This is a genomic window from Planotetraspora sp. A-T 1434 (genome assembly GCF_025420585.1).
Taxonomy (GTDB): domain Bacteria; phylum Actinomycetota; class Actinomycetes; order Streptosporangiales; family Streptosporangiaceae; genus JAOEGB01.
The window spans coordinates 1-14,839 of the sequence record NZ_JAOEGB010000047.1 but is presented as its reverse complement, the minus strand read 5'-3'; the positions used below and the strand labels follow the sequence as shown (position 1 = coordinate 14,839).

At 68.3% G+C, this 14,839-nt stretch carries 13 protein-coding genes; 8 read left to right on the top strand and 5 right to left on the bottom strand.

Annotation, left to right across the window (positions count from 1 at the left end):
* Positions 1 to 8: 8 nt before the first annotated feature.
* The 3 genes from N5079_RS34230 to N5079_RS34220 form a co-directional block, all read right to left on the bottom strand.
* Positions 9 to 959 carry an ABC transporter permease gene (locus N5079_RS34230; protein WP_261588374.1) on the bottom strand — a complete coding sequence of 317 codons (951 nt, stop codon included), beginning with the start codon at positions 957 to 959 and terminating at the stop codon, positions 9 to 11.
* A complete protein-coding gene (locus tag N5079_RS34225; protein WP_261588373.1) occupies positions 952 to 1,878 on the bottom strand; it encodes an ABC transporter permease in 927 nt (308 codons plus the stop codon). Before N5079_RS34225 ends, N5079_RS34230 begins: the two co-directional genes overlap by 8 nt.
* Before the next feature lie 93 nt (positions 1,879 to 1,971).
* The gene (locus N5079_RS34220) at positions 1,972 to 3,654 is read right to left on the bottom strand and encodes an ABC transporter substrate-binding protein (RefSeq protein WP_261588372.1); all 1,683 of its coding nucleotides are present in this window, start codon (positions 3,652 to 3,654) and stop codon (positions 1,972 to 1,974) included.
* Between the two features lie 455 nt (positions 3,655 to 4,109).
* On the opposite strand from N5079_RS34220, the gene N5079_RS34215 reads away from it, so the two are divergent.
* The 4 genes from N5079_RS34215 (at position 4,110) to N5079_RS34200 (ending at position 6,589) form a co-directional block, all read left to right on the top strand.
* Positions 4,110 to 5,015, top strand: coding sequence for an ABC transporter permease (locus tag N5079_RS34215; RefSeq protein WP_261588371.1), 906 nt, complete (start codon positions 4,110 to 4,112; stop codon positions 5,013 to 5,015).
* Positions 5,008 to 5,805, top strand: coding sequence for an ABC transporter ATP-binding protein (locus tag N5079_RS34210; RefSeq protein WP_261588370.1), 798 nt, complete (start codon positions 5,008 to 5,010; stop codon positions 5,803 to 5,805). Before N5079_RS34215 ends, N5079_RS34210 begins: the two co-directional genes overlap by 8 nt.
* Positions 5,806 to 5,827: 22 nt before the next feature.
* Positions 5,828 to 6,364: a YbhB/YbcL family Raf kinase inhibitor-like protein gene (locus N5079_RS34205; protein ID WP_261588369.1), complete on the top strand. Its 537-nt coding sequence runs from the start codon at positions 5,828 to 5,830 to the stop codon at positions 6,362 to 6,364.
* 63 nt (positions 6,365 to 6,427) lie between these two features.
* Entirely contained in the window at positions 6,428 to 6,589 is a 162-nt protein-coding gene (locus N5079_RS34200) for a hypothetical protein (protein WP_261588368.1), read from the top strand.
* Between the two features lie 86 nt (positions 6,590 to 6,675).
* On the opposite strand, the gene N5079_RS34195 is transcribed toward N5079_RS34200, so the two are convergent.
* Positions 6,676 to 7,644 (bottom strand): hypothetical protein, encoded by a 969-nt coding sequence (locus N5079_RS34195; protein WP_261588367.1) that lies wholly within the window; start codon positions 7,642 to 7,644, stop codon positions 6,676 to 6,678.
* Positions 7,645 to 8,073: 429 nt separating this feature from the next.
* Between N5079_RS34195 and N5079_RS34190 the strand changes: the two genes are divergently transcribed.
* From N5079_RS34190 to N5079_RS34175, 4 genes are all read left to right on the top strand, one after another.
* Positions 8,074 to 8,643, top strand: a complete 570-nt coding sequence (locus N5079_RS34190; RefSeq protein ID WP_261588366.1) for a DUF1707 domain-containing protein — start codon at positions 8,074 to 8,076, stop codon at positions 8,641 to 8,643.
* Between the two features lie 17 nt (positions 8,644 to 8,660).
* Positions 8,661 to 9,689: a phosphate acyltransferase PlsX gene (gene plsX, locus N5079_RS34185; protein WP_261588365.1), complete on the top strand. Its 1,029-nt coding sequence runs from the start codon at positions 8,661 to 8,663 to the stop codon at positions 9,687 to 9,689.
* Positions 9,690 to 9,800: 111 nt separating this feature from the next.
* Positions 9,801 to 11,519: an arginine--tRNA ligase gene (argS, locus tag N5079_RS34180; protein ID WP_261588364.1), complete on the top strand. Its 1,719-nt coding sequence runs from the start codon at positions 9,801 to 9,803 to the stop codon at positions 11,517 to 11,519.
* A 156-nt stretch (positions 11,520 to 11,675) separates the two neighbouring features.
* Positions 11,676 to 13,046, top strand: coding sequence for a hypothetical protein (locus N5079_RS34175; RefSeq protein ID WP_261588391.1), 1,371 nt, complete (start codon positions 11,676 to 11,678; stop codon positions 13,044 to 13,046).
* A 208-nt stretch (positions 13,047 to 13,254) separates the two neighbouring features.
* Here N5079_RS34175 and N5079_RS34170 read toward each other — a convergent pair whose 3' ends face one another.
* Complete coding sequence (locus N5079_RS34170) at positions 13,255 to 13,638, bottom strand: cell division protein SepF (RefSeq protein ID WP_261588363.1); 384 nt, start codon at positions 13,636 to 13,638, stop codon at positions 13,255 to 13,257.
* Between the last annotated feature and the right edge of the window lie 1,201 nt (positions 13,639 to 14,839).

The following is a 14,839-nucleotide window of genomic DNA, read 5'->3' as shown; positions in this document are numbered from 1 at the left end:
GTGCCTCCTCAGCGCAACTTGGGGTCGAGGGCGTCACGTACGGCTTCGCCGAGCATGACGAAGGTCAGCACGCACAGGGACAGGAACGCCGCGGGGAAGAACATCGCGTGCGCGCCGGTCCGGATGTACCGGGTGTGGTCCGCGATCGCGATGCCCCACGAGATGACCGGCGGCCGGAGCCCGATGCCGAGGAGCGAGAACGTCGCCTCCGCGCCGATGTAGCTGCCGATCGTGATGGTGGAGTACACGAGGATCGGCGCCAGCGAGTTCGGCAGGAGGTGCTTGAAGATGATCCGGAACGGCCCGGCCCCCAGCGCGCGGGCGGCCTGGACGTAGTCCTGGTGCTTGGCCTGGATGACCGCCGAACGGGCGATGCGCATGAGGATCGGCCAGCCGAGGATCGCGAGGACGAGGATGACGACGGCCATGATCGTGAACTCGTTGGGACTGGTCTGCGCCGGCGCGATGGTGCCGAGGATGATGATTCCGCCCAGCACGTACGGCACGCCCAGGAAGATCTCGCCGACGCGAGAGATGATCGCGTCGAGCCACCGGGCGTAGAACGCGGCCAGAACGCCCGTGATGCCTCCGAGGAGGACGGTCAGCAGCGTGGCCGCCACGCCGACGATGATCGAGGCTCGGGCGCCGTAGATCGTGCGGGCGAAGACGTCCCGCCCCTGCAGGTCGTACCCGAACAAGGCGTCCGAGCTCGGCGGCTCCATGCTGTGGGCCAACGTGGCGTAGTTCGGGTCCTTGTGCGTGAACAGCGAGGGAAACGCCGCCATCAGCAGGAACGCGATCAGCATCACCAGGGACACCCAGAAGATCTTGCGGTGCCGGAGGATGTCCCAGGTGTCCCGCCAGAGGCTGCGCGGCCGGCCCGTCGAGGTGACCGTGACCGCCCCCGTGGGCTCGTCCCCGCCGTGGATCAGGTCTTGGGCAACTGTGGGGTCACTCATAACGGATCCTCGGGTCGAGCACGCCGTAGAGGAGGTCGACGAGCAGATTGGTGATCAGGTACACGAGCACGAGCAGCGCGGCCACGGGGACCACGATCGTGAAGTCCTGATTGATGATCGCCCGGTACAGCAGGCCGCCGATGCCGTGGATGTTGAAGATGCCCTCGGTGATGATGGCTCCCGCCATCAGCCCGCCCACCTCGGTGCCCAGGAAGGTCAGCACGGGGATCAGGGAGTTGCGCAGGAGGTGAACCCCCACGACCCGCCGGTTGGTCAGCCCCTTGGCGATCGCCGTGCGGACGTAGTCGGCGCGGAGGTTCTCCACGATGCTGGTGCGGGTCAGCCGGGCGGTGAACGCCATGTTGAGGCTGGCCAGCACGAAGGCGGGGACGAGCAGCTCGCTCACCGTCGCCTCGTCGGACACCGTGGGGTTGACGATCTGGAGCTGCACGCCGAGCAGCCACTGCAGCAGGAAGCCGGTGACGAAGACCGGAAGAGACAGCAGGACCAGCGTGGACAGGGTCACCGCGTTGTCGATGACGCCGCCGCGCTTGAGGCCGGACAGCACGCCCGCCCCGATGCCGATGACGGCCTCGATGGCGACCGCGAGGATCGCCAGCCTGATCGTGATGGGCCACGCGTCGGCGAGCGACGTCGCCACGGGGACCTGGTTGAAGTCCACGCCCAGGTTGCCGGTGAGCATGTTCTTCAGGAAGTTCCAGTACTGCACGAGGACCGGCTGGTCGAGGCCGAACTGAGCCCTCATGGCGTTGACGTAGGCGTCGGGACAGGGTCGCTGCCCGCACCGGCCGGCGAAGGGGTCGCCCGGGAGCTGCCACACCATGTAGTTGATGAGGAAGGTCGTGCCGAGCAGCACGGGTATGAGTTGCAACAGGCGCCGGATCGTGTATCGGCCCATGTGCACCTCCAGTCTGGCGGGCGTGGATGGACAGCCGTCAAGGCCGGCCCCGGTCGCGGACCGGCCTCGACAGCGCGCTTACGGGGTGGAGGCTCAGGCTTCCTTGATCGCGATGGACAGCGGGTCAAGGACGCCGAACGGCGTGACCTTCACCCCGGTCACCCACTTCGAGGTCCCGGCCTGCAGGCCGTACGACCACAGCGGGATGGTCGGCAGGTCCTGCGCCAGGATAGCCTCGGCCTGCTGGTAGAGCGCGATGGACTGAGCAGGATCCGTCGCGGTGTCCGCTTCGTGGAGCTTCGCGTCCAGGTCCTTGTTGCTGTATAGCCCGTCGTTCGAGGACGCGCCGGTCTTCACCAGCGGGTTCAGGAAGTCCTCGATGTGCGGGTAGTCCATCTGCCAGCCGGTGCGGAACGCGCCCTTGATCTTGTGCTCCGTGATGGTGCTGCGGAACTCGTCGAACGTCGGCATGGCCTTGCCCACGACGGTGAACCCGGCGTCGGCGCCCAGGGCCTGGTTGATGCTGTTGGCCGCGGCGTCCACCCACTCCTTGTGCGCGGAGTCGCCGTTGTACCAGATCGGGAACTCCTTCGGCGGGGTGTAGCCCTCGGACTTCGCCTTGGTGAGGAACTCCTTGGCCTTGGCCGGGTCGTAGGCGCAGAACTCGCCGCACTGGCCGGCCTTGTAGCCGTCCACGATCGGGGAGGTCCAGCTGTCGAGCGGGACGCGGCCCTTGTTGAAGATCTTGTCGGTGATCGTCTTCCGGTCGATCGCCAGGGAGATCGCCTTGCGGAAGTCCGCGTTGCCGCCGAACTCCTTGTCGTAGAGCGGGAAGGACAGGGTCTGGATGGTGCCCTGCTTGCCCTCGATGGCCCGGTCGCCCAGGTCGCTCTTCCACTTGTCGCCGGCCAGCGCCGACGGCGGGACGAGTTCGGTGAAGTCGAGGTTGTTGGACAGGAGGTCCGCGTAGGCCGCGTCGTCGTCCTTGTACATCTTGTAGACGATCTGCTTGACCTTCGGCTTCTCCGCGCCCGCGTAGTCGGGGTTCGCGGCGACCACGATCTGCGAGTTGTGGTCCCACTTCACGAACTTGAAGGGGCCGTTGGTGATCGGGTTGGACGCGAATCCCTTCGGGTCCTTGAAGAATGCCTCGGGCAGCGCGCCGAAGGTGGAGTAGCCCAGCTTGGTGCGGAACACGGCGACGGGGGCGGTCAGCGTCACCTTGAAGGTGAGGTCGTCGACGACCTCGAGACCCGACAGCTTGTCCGTCTCCGGCTTCGGGGCCTCCTTCGGCCCGTCGGGACCGTCGGGGTCGGCCGTGTTGACCTTGTCGAAGCCCACGATGTCCGCGAACCACGAGGCGCCGAGCTGCGCGTTCGGCGAGTACGCGGTGTAGTTCCAGGCGTCGACGTAGTTCTTCGCGGTGACCGGAGTGCCGTCGGTCCACTTGAGACCGGGCTTGAGCTTGATCGTCCAAACCTTGTTGTCGGTCGTGTCGATCGAGGCGGCCTGGTCGAGCTCGGGGGCGGCCGTGTCGGAGTTGTACTTCACGAGCTTGCTGTACACGAAGTCGTTGATCGTGCCGCCGCAGGTCTCGTTGATGTTTCCGGGGACGAAGCCGGTCTGGGGCTCACAACCGCGGATGTACACGGTGCCAGTGGCCGCGCGGGGGTTACCGCTGCCGCCACCGCTGCTCGAACCGCCGCCGCCGCCGCACGCGGCGACACCCAGCGCAAGCAGCGCGGAGCCGGCGGCAATCTTCGCGCCCTTAGTCACGCGCATAGTGGATTGGTCCTCCCTCTAAGGATGGGCGTTCCCGCTGGTAAGGTCCCGGGTTTTCCGGACATGGTCAAACCAGCTGACGCCCTGCCAGTCGTCCGCGAGCATCCCTCACGCTGCGCACCAGACACGTCTCTGGCGCGTTGCAGTTCGGTCACACGTGCGTCAGTGGGGCGTCACACGCAATCGACCGCGCGAGCCCCAAATGCCTAACTAGGGCGCAAAGCCCACATAAGGGTACATCTACCATGAGACCTGCTTCGCATACTCAAGCAGCCGCTATAAGCCCCGTGCCGTTGTCCCCATACCACGATGTCCTGGGCTACCTTTGACCAAAGTCGCAGTCGAGCCAGATTCGAGGCCGGCCCGACAGCCGTATCCGACCCCAGCGAGAAGCCCACAGACCCCCATCGCAGGCTCCTCATCAACCACCATCCAATAGAGTCCTTGCCATGAGCCAGCCGGAATCCGCTGTCGCGGACGCCCAGGCGGGCGGCCGAGCCCCGGAATCGCTGGCCGCGCTCGCCGAGCGTTACGGACTGCGTCGTGCGATCGCACGCCCCAGCCTGCCCGCCTACCTGCGCCAACTGTGGGACCGGCGGCACTTCATTCTTACGTACGCCACCTCGAGAAACGTCTCGAAGTACTCGGAGTCGGCCCTCGGGCAGCTCTGGCAGGTGCTGACCCCACTGCTCAACGCGGCCGTCTACTGGCTGATGTTCGGCGTCATCCTGGCCCAGAGCAAGCGCATCGAGAACTACCCCGCGTTCCTCATCACCGGGGTCATGGTCTTCACCTTCACCCAGCGGACGGTGACGGGCGGGGCCAAGTCCATCTCCGCGAACCTCTCGCTCATCCGCGCGCTCCACTTTCCGCGCGCCGCGCTCCCGCTGGCCTACGCGATCCAGGAGCTTCAGCTCCTCGGCTGGTCGATGGGCGTGCTCATCGTCCTCGTGCTGGTCACCGGGGAGCCGATCACCTGGCTCTGGCTGCTCATCCCCGTCTCGCTGCTCATGCAGATGGTGTTCAACATCGGGGTTAGCCTCTTCATGGCCCGCATCGGCGCCTTCGTCCGCGACATGAACCAGTTGCTGCCGTTCATCCTGCGCACCTGGCTGTACGCCTCCGGCGTCTTCTACAGCATCAACGACAAGACGAGGAACCTGCCGGACCTCCTCCGGTGGGCTCTGGAGTTCAACCCCGCCGCCGCGTACATCGAGTTCATGCGCGATCTCCTGATCTACCAGCGGTTCCCCGAACGCTGGGCATGGACCACCTGCCTCTTCTGGGCGGTGTTCGCGCTGATCATCGGCTTCTGGTATTTCTGGCGCGCCGAGGAGAGGTACGGCCGTGGCTGAACTGACGCAGGAGTCCCTGAGCGAGGAGCGGCCGAAAGTGGCCGTCGGAACGCCGACAGTGATCGTCGACGACCTGCACATCATGTACAAGGTGTACGGCGCGGCCAGCGAGGCCGAGAAGGGCAACGCGGCCAACGCGCTCATGCGCGTCCTCCGCCGCCAGGGCCGCCCGCAGATGAAGGAGGTCCACGCCGTCCGGGGCGTCTCCTTCGTCGCGCACCACGGCGAGGCCATCGGCATCATCGGCCGCAACGGCTCGGGCAAGTCGACGCTGCTGAGGGCCATCGCGGGCCTGCTGCCGCCGCACAAGGGCGCCGTCTACACCAACGGCCAGCCGTCGCTCCTGGGCGTCAACGCGGCCCTGATGAAGGAGCTCACCGGCGAGCGCAACATCGTGCTCGGCTGCTACGCCATGGGCATGTCGCCCGCCGAGGTGCGTGAGAAGTACGACGACATCGTGGACTTCTCCGGCATCGGGGAGTTCGTCCAGTTCCCCATGTCCACGTACTCCTCCGGCATGGGCGCCCGGCTCCGGTTCGCGATCTCCTCCGCCAAGACACATGACGTCCTGCTCATCGACGAGGCCCTCGCCACCGGTGACCGCGACTTCAAGCGCAAGAGCCAGGATCGCATCATGGAGATGCGCGAGTCCGCCGGCACCGTCTTCCTGGTCGCCCACAACCTCGACGTGATCGAGGAGACCTGCAACCGCGTGATCTGGCTGCACAAGGGCAAGATCAAGATGGAAGGCGACCCACAAGAGGTCCTGGAGGCCTACAACAAGGCCTGACCGTTCATTGGAGGGCTGAACCATGCCGACGCCGGCACCGATCCCATACGACCACCTGCCCGAGGTGGCCGAGCTCACCGTCGAGAGCGACGACATCCGCCACGGCGAGCGCAAGCCCGAGGCCCAGGTCTACAACGGCTGGGGGATGACCGGACAGAACCTCTCCCCCCACCTGCGCTGGTCCGGCGCCCCCGAGGGAACGAAAAGCTACGCCGTGACATGCTTCGACCCGGACGCGCCCACGGGGAGCGGTTTCTGGCACTGGGTCCTGTTCGACATCCCGGCCGGCGTGTCCGAGCTTCCGACCGGAGCGGGCACCGCACCCGAGTTCAAGGGGCTCCCCGCAGGGGCCAGGCACGCCCGCAACGACTTCAACGCCAAGCAGTACGACGGGGCCGCGCCGCCGCCCGGGCACCCGCACCGGTACATCTTCGCCGTCCACGCCCTCGGCGTGGAGACGCTGGGCCTGGAGTCCGACACCCCTCCGGCGGTGGTCGGCTTCAACATCACGGCGAACACGCTCGCCCGCGGCTACATCGCACCTGTGTACGAAACCTGATGCCAAAGCGCCCGCCGTTCCACTATGATTCGAACGGAGATTCGAGCTAGGTAAGGGGCGGGGATGAGCGAGCTGGCGACGGCGATCGACTATTTGGCCGCCGAAGATCCCTCAGAGCTGCCGGTGGGGACGCTCACCGAGCAGCTGATCGACCTGCACTGGCAGATGGCCCGGCTCCAGGCCCAGATCGCCCGGCGCACCTGCCTGCGCGTCCCGGCGACATGAGCGCGATGACCTGATACCCCGAAAGTACGGCCGGCGCCCCCTGCGTGGGGACGCCGGCCGTACTCGTCTCGCGGCAACGGAGAAGGTCAGCTGCCGGTGTTCGCCAGGGCGGTCCCGCTGCCCTGCGGCAGCGAGCCGGTGACGGTCGCCGGGACGGCGGTCACCGCGGTCGAGGCCTGCGCGTCCACCGCGGCGGTCGCCGAGGCGGTCAGGGACGCCGTGGTGGCGGCGACCGCGGTGGCGGTGGCGGCCGGAGGGGTGGTCTCCTGCTTCACGTCCGTCACCGTGTTCTTGACGTCGCTGTTCACCTGGCTCGTGGTCTCCGCGGCCTTGCTCTGGACCGAGTTCTTCACGCTGGTGGCCGGGGTCTCGCACGGGACCAGCACCAGCAGGCCCCCGGCGATGTTGCCGGTCGCCGCCACGGCGGCGTTGAGGTTGAGCAGCGCCGTGACATTCGCGGCGGCGTTCAGGTTGACCGCTCCGACCGCCGTGGCCGCGATGGGAGCCGCGGCCTGGACGGCCCCGGCCGCCTGGCCCGTGACCGCGACGGCCGGCTTGCCGACCTGGGCGACGGCTGCGGCAGCCGCGTCGGCCTTGGCCGCCACGACCGCGTTGATGTTGGCGTTGACGTTGGCGGTCGCGTTGAGGACCGCGACGAGGTGGGCCTCCAGCGTCGCCACCACGTTGGCGGTGAGGTTGGCGGTGGCCGTGGCGGTGATGCTGGCGGCCAGGTTCGCCGCGGCGGCGAGCTGGGCGTTCGCCTGGGCGGAGAGACCGGCGGTGGTGGTGCCCGCGATGTCGGCCACGGCCACGAGGTCGGCCCTGATTGCGGCGGTCACGTTCACCGCCGCAGCCACGACGGCCGTCGCCTGTGCCGTGGCTCCCGCGGTGGCCCCGCCGACCGTGTCGTTCTGGAGATCGGCCAGCAGCGTGGCGACCGCCGTGATGCGAGAGTCGCACACCTGGTTGCAGGCGTCGGCATGGGCCGGAGCGGCCATCATGCCCGCGATGCCGACCGTTACGGCGACGACGGCTGCCCTAACGACTCGTTTCATTTATTGCCCCCGGTTCATATTCCTTTTCACGAGAGTGGGAATGACGAACCCAAGAACCCCCGTGCGTCGGCGGGCGCGCCGACAAAGACGACCGCATTTCTATCACCCTTCGAGAGCCGGGGAATGTGCGCTCGACCGGGGCCGCGACCAGGGCAAGGATCAGGAAAGTCCGGATATCGGATGGCTCGCGACCACCCAGCGGTCAGGCCATACCCGGCGCCGGAGAAAGCCACGGTAAACATGCCGCCCAGGCTTGGAGGCGAGATTTTCCGCTGGCTTTTAGAACGCGCGGCGCGCCCCGGCCCAGATCCGGGCCACGGGCATCGCCTCGCCCTGCCGTACGAGATCGTCGGAACGGGCGCTCGGAGGTGGAAGTGCGGGACTATCGCAAGTATCGCGACATATCTCGATAAGAGCTACGCTGAGACTGTGACTTCCTTGACCCCCTACGCCGGCGACGACCCCGCGCAGCGCGCCTCCGACGCGGACCGCGACCGGGTCGCCGCCGTCCTCGGCGAAGCGCTGGCGACCGGCCGCCTGACCAGCACGGAGCACGCCGACAGGCTCGACGCGGCCTACGCCGCCGTCACCATGGGCGATCTGGTGCCCCTGACCAGGGACCTGCCCCAGATCTCCGGCCCCACGTCCCTGCCTTCCGCCGAGAAGCAGGAGGTCGCCGCCGTCTTCAGCAAGGTCATCCGTGGAGGGCGCTGGGTGGCCGGACGCCACACCGAGTTGCGATCCACCTTCGGCGCGCTGATCGTCGACCTGACCGACGCCGTCATCCCCGGCCGCGAGGTCACGCTGGAGCTCAACTCCTTCTGCGGCAAACTCATCGTGACCGTGCCTCACAACGCCCACGTCGTCGACGAGGGCATCGCCCTGTTCTCCAAGCGCGCGGTGTCGGGCGGCAAGAAGGAAGGAGACGGCCCGCTGATCCGGGTGACCGGAAAGGCCACGTTCGGCAAGATCGTGGTCTACCGGGAGGCGTATCCCTGAGGGCCTACGATTCGGGCATGCAATCCGGAGGCCGTGTGGCGCCCGTGGCCCTCGACGCCATGGGTGGTGACAACGCGCCCGGCGAGATCGTCGCGGGAGCCGTTCAGGCGGTGCGGGAGCGAGGGATCCCCGTCGTCCTGGTGGGCCAGCCGCGGCTGCTTCATCAGGCGCTCTCCGAACACGACGCCGTCTCCGAGATTCCGATCGTGCGCGCCGAGGAGGCCCTCGCGATGGACGAGGGCGCCCTGGCCAGCCTGCGCCGCCCGCGTTCGAGCATCGCCATCGCCTGCCATCTCGTACGGCGCGGCGACGCGGCGTCCGTCGTCTCCGCCGGGTCCACCGCCGGGATCGTGGCCACCGGGCGGCTCCGCCTGCGCGGGCAGCAGGGGGTCGTCCGCCCCGCGATCGCCGTCGCCCTCCCGACCCGGCCTACCCCCACCGTGCTGCTGGACGCCGGAGCCACCGCCGACGCCAAGCCGGAGATGCTGGTGCAGTTCGCCCACCTCGGCGTGGCCTACGCCGAGGCCGCGCTCGACCTCAGGAGCCCCCGCGTCGGGCTGCTGACCATCGGCGCCGAGGCGGAGAAGGGCAACAAGCTCGCCAAACGGGCCCACGAACTGCTCGTCGCCACCCCGGGCATCGACTTCACCGGCAACGTCGAGGGCCACGACCTGCTGGCCGGAAAGGTCGACGTGGTCGTCACCGACGGCTTCACCGGCAACGTCGCGCTGAAGACGCTGGAGGGCAGCGTGCGGTACGCCTTCGGCCAGCTGAGGGAGACGATCGGGGAGAGCCGCGTCGCGCGGATCGGCGGCCTGCTCCAGCGGGCCAGGCTCAGGGAGCTGTCCGACCGGCTCGACCCCGAGGCCCACGGCGGCGCCGTACTGCTCGGCCTGAACGGGACCGTGGTCATCGCGCACGGGTCCTCCAAGGCGAAGGGCATCGCGGCGGCGTGTGAGCTGGCCGCGCGTCTCGCCGCCCAGGGGATCGTCACCCGGATCGGCGAGCGGATCGCCTCCACGCCCAAGTCACACCGCCTGTGGTAATCCCCCGCATGGTGCGAATCCCCCCTCTTGGTGAGGAAACATCAGGCGACCTGGGGAGGGACGACTTAATGGAACGACGAGCGCGATTGGGCCGCCGATAAGCTTGGGGGCATGACCGACCCGCAGCTCGTGCTCGCCGAGCGGGTCCAGCAGGCGCTGGGCACCGCCTTCGGCCAGGAGTACGCCACCGAAGATCCGCTGATCAGGCCCTCCCAGTTCGCCGACTATCAGGCGAACGTCGCGCTCAGCCTGGCCAAGCGGCTCCGACGTGCGCCGCGGGAGGTCGCCGAGGCCATTGTGAACGCCCTGGAACAGACTGACATCTCCGTCGAGATCAGCGGGCCCGGGTTCCTCAACCTGACCCTGAGCGACGGGTGGATCGCCGAGCAGGCCGTCCGGCAGCTCGGGGACGAGCGGCTGGGCGTGCCACAGCCTCCGGCCAAGACCGTCGTGATCGACTACTCGGCGCCGAACGCCGCCAAGGAGATGCATGTCGGGCATCTCCGGACGACGATCGTCGGAGACACCCTCACCCGCACCCACGAGCATGTCGGCAACCGGGTCATCCGGCAGAACCACCTCGGCGACTGGGGCACGCCGTTCGGCATGCTCATCGAGCACCTGATCGACGTAGGCGAGGAGGAGGCGCTGAGCAGGCTCGCCGCCGGCGACGGCAACGCCTTCTATCAGGAGGCGCGGCGCAAGTTCGACGGCGACGCCGAGTTCGAGGAGCGGTCCCGCCGGAGGGTGCCGCTGCTGCAGGGCGGCGACCCCGACACCCTCCGGCTGTGGCACGAGTTCATCGAATACACCAAGCGCTACTTCAACCACGTCTACGACATGCTCGGAGTGACGCTCGGCGACGCGGACATCGCGGGCGAGAGCATGTACAACCCGATGCTCGCCGACGTGTGCGACGAGCTGGAGCACGCCGGCGTCGCCGAGATCAGCGAGGGCGCGCTCTGCGTCTTCCCGCCCGGCTTCACCGGCCGCGACGACCTTCCCCTGCCGCTCATCATCCGCAAGAGCGACGGCGGGTACGGCTACGCCACCACGGACCTGGCCGCCATCCGCTACCGGGTGCGCGACCTCAAGGCCGACCGCATCCTCTATGTCGTCGGCGCCACGCAGTCGCTGCACTTCCAGATGGTCTTCGCCGCGGCGCGCATGGCGGGCTGGCTCCACGACGACGTCAACGCCGAACACGTCCAGATCGGCAGCGTCCTCGGCAGCGACGGCAAGATGTTCAAAACTCGGAGCGGCGAGTCGATCAAGCTCACCGAGCTGCTCGAAGAGGCGGTCATCCGGGCCGAGGCCGTCATCGCCGAGCGCGGCTACGACCCCACCGTGCGCAGGGAGATCGCCCGCCAGGTCGGCATCGGCGCGGTGAAGTACGCCGACCTGTCGGTCAGCCACGACAGCGAGTACGTCTTCGACTTCGACCGCATGCTCGCCCTCACCGGCAACACCGGGCCGTACCTTCAGTACGCCACGGCCCGGATCCGGTCGATCTTCCGAAACGGCTCGATTGACCCCGCGACCGTCGACGGCCCGATCACGCTCGGAGAGCCGGCCGAAAGGGCGCTGGCGCTGCAGCTCCTCGGATTCGGCGCGATCGTCGAGACCGTGGCCGAGGTTTCGGAGCCCCACCGGCTCTGCAACTACCTGTTCGACCTCGCTCAGGCGTTCACCTCGTTCTACGAGAGCTGCCCGGTGCTCAAGGCGGAGGAGCCGGTGCGCTCGTCCCGCCTCGCCCTTTCGGCGCTCTCCCTCCGCGTGCTGCTCCAGGGGCTCGACCTGCTCGGCATCGAGGTTCCCGAGCGCATGTAGGGATATTTTCGGACACGACGTAACACCCACGCCCGAGCGGGGCCAACTCTGCGGCCCCGCTCGGCGCGCCTGTTCCCTCCCGCCCACGTCAGGCGTCTAGTCTGGCGCGGTCAAGGGAGTGCCTGCCAATCCCTCGGGGAGCGTTTTCGCGTGAGCATGGACCTGACCACGAGCCCGGACCCGGGAGGTCTGGCCGACGCGACCGAGCTGCACCGCTACGCGCAGGCGCTCCTCGTGCACCTCGCGGCCGACGGAAGCGCGCCCGACATCCCCCCGGGCGTCACCGACGTGCCGGGCTACTGGCTCGCCCCCGCTGTCGAGGCCCTGGTGCTGACCATGTCCGGCAAGGACGCCCAGGAGTCGGTGGCCCTCGCCACCCAGCTCGACGGGCGGCGCACCGCTCTCTTCCTGTGCCTCGCACTGGCCGTCTGCGGCCAAGGCGACCGGATCCACGCATCCTGGCTCGGCACCGCCTTCGGCGAGCTCGCGGACGACCGCCCCGTCACCACCGGACAGCGAGCCCTGTGGCTGGCCGCGGCCCGAGGGGCGTACGGCCCGGTCGGCAAGATCTTCGTACTGCGGAAGCTGGACGCGGTAGCCGTGCCGCCAGAGGACGAGCTTTGGCTCAAAGCCCTCGTGCCGGAAGAAGCCACCGCGACGGCTCACGGGGCGGCGGCTCACGGAGCAGCGGCTCACGGAGCGGAGGTCGCCGCGGTCGTGCCTCCGTCGCTTGACGGGTTTCCGGACCTCGCCGCCGTGCCGGAGATCGCCAAAACCGCTCAGGCCGCCGCCCGGCTCCGCCTGCTCCGCGAGCGATGCGCCGAGATCACGTCCGCGCCCAAGCCCGCCGAGGTGTCAAAGGTCGAAACCGCGACGGTCTGGCCCGACGACGAGCCGCTGGCGGTGCTCCGCGCCCTCATCGGCCAAGGCGGGCCCGAAGGCCCGCTGAGCTCGCTCAGCGGACACCTCCTCCAGGACGTACGGCCCGGCGCCGACCCGCACCTCGCGGCGCTCGCCCTCCACGTGGCGGCGCCGGCCGTGAAAGCGGCCGCCGAGTCCCTCGTGGAGACCGTCCAGGCGCCGCCGCCCGAGTCCGTAACCGTGCCGATCCTCGGCCACCCCGTCACGCTACGGACGGACGGTCCGGACCACGACTCGATCGCCGCGGCCGAGCTGAAGATAGTGACCGACTGCGTGCCCAAGCAGCGCCCCCAATGGCCGGGATACACGCTGGCCGGCCTGGCGGGAGTCGTCTTCGTCGCCGGTTTCGTCATTTCGCCGCTGCTCGCCCTCGCGGGTCTGGCCCTCGGCCTGTACAGCGGCTATCTCATCTGGCGCCAACGGGCCCGGGAGCAGGCCGACCTCCAGCACGTCCAGGCCCGGGCCGGTCAACTGTCCGACCTGGCCGACAAGGCCGTCGCGGCCTTCCGCCAGTACGTCGAGGAATCGGGCCAGCGGGCGGACGCCGCCGCCGAGGACCTGACCGAACTCACCCGCGCCCTCCGCCGCGGCCCCCGCGCCGCGTAACGGCCCGGACTGAGCCCAGGGCCTTCCGCGCAACGGAGCTATTGGCGGTCGATGGGTCGCCGAGCGGACGCGTGACTCATGACGGGGCAGGTGACTCATGACCGGCCGGCAGGCGCTGGGACGGGCCGGCAGGCGACTGATGACGCGCGGCAGGTGACTGATGACGGGCGCCAGCGGGGCTGGTCAGTTCAGCCACTGTGGGTTGGTGTCAGGCTGTCGAAACCTCGACACTGGCGGGCGTGAGCAGGAACACCTTGTCCGCGATCCGCTCGATCCGGCCCTCGCAGCCATAGGCGAGCCCCGCCGCGAAATCCACCATCCGGGTAGCCTCTGTCGTCGACATACTGACGACGTCCATCACGACCGTATGCCCCTCACGGAAATGCCGCCCTATTGTCAGAGCATCGTCGTATTTCTGCGGCCGGACCATGACGATCCGTGCGGGCTCCCCCGAAGGTTGCCAGCGCCTGGCCGCCCGCTCGGACGCCGGCATCCACTCATCATCCCCGTAATCGTCGTCGCCGTAGGCCTCGTCATACTGCTCCACCGCGCCCAGGCCAAGGTAGCTCGCCACCTTGCGCACTGCCCCCATCGGCATGTCCTTTTCCGGCTTGTCCTTTTCCGGGTTGTCCCGATACGTGGGACGGTAACTGACGATTCAGCGGAACCCCGGCGACACGCCCGATCATTTAATTGATTTTGGCTGGAGAATATAGAGGTCGAGTATGTGGGTCTACATCGTGGATTGCTTGACTCTTCAAGACTAACCCGCCCGCCGTCTACCCCGGCGGAACTGCCATAAACGACCTCCCGCGCGCCGCCCGCCCGTGGTGCCCGCTCGATGCTGCGGGCCCCATGGCCAGCCACCCGTCTGCAGACACAGCGCCGACCGTCCACAGACACGACACCGTCCAGAGTCGACCCCACCACAGCGACACAGACCACAGCGACACAGACCCTGTCGCCGCCGACACAGACCCCCTACGACGCGGATCCCGCACAGACACGACGCCTGCCGCCGCTCATAGTCATGGCATAGAACCGGATGTATGCCCACAGGCGCGATGTCGACTGCCGCACGGACAGGGCCAGCCGTCGCCACACCCCAGACACGACGCTGGCCTTGCCCCCACCTTGCGCCCGTAGACGCTGAGGGCAGGTGTCCGTAAGCGCGGTGAAACTGTCCGTGGGCACGGTGTCGGGCGGGTACTCCGGCCGGCCGTGATAGTCGCGGTCTGGTGAGGCCGCGTTCGCGGCCCTTCGCGGGCGCAGTGGTCTCTGGCACGGTCTTACGCCGGCCTCCGCACCCACCCGCCCCCGCGCCAACCTCTCCCGCCGTACTTCCCAGAGCCCCGCATTCCCGCGGGCGTACGGCCCGGCCCCTCGCGGACTCGACCAGGCGCACCCGACCCCCGGCCGCACCTACGGAGTCTCTTACATTCGGAGCGTTCAGGGCCGATGCGATGGTGCTCCACGACAACGAGCTGGCCCATCGGGCCTGGGGCGCAGCAGGCTACACCGCCCAGCCCCAATGGGCCCGTTGGGTCAAGCCCCTGACATGATCGCCCCGTCCCTTTCCCACCGCGCCTACTCTGCCGCGCCCACCCGGCCGTGATAGGCGCGTTCTGGTCGGCATGGCGACCTCCGGGATTCATATCCCTGCCTGTCCTGGTGCGGCAGGAGAGGAAACCAGGCACAGAGTAGTCGATCATGACGATAAAGCCGCCGAAACGGCCGGGACACAACACCAACGCCATGATCGAAACCACATGATCGAATGGGCATCGGAAAAA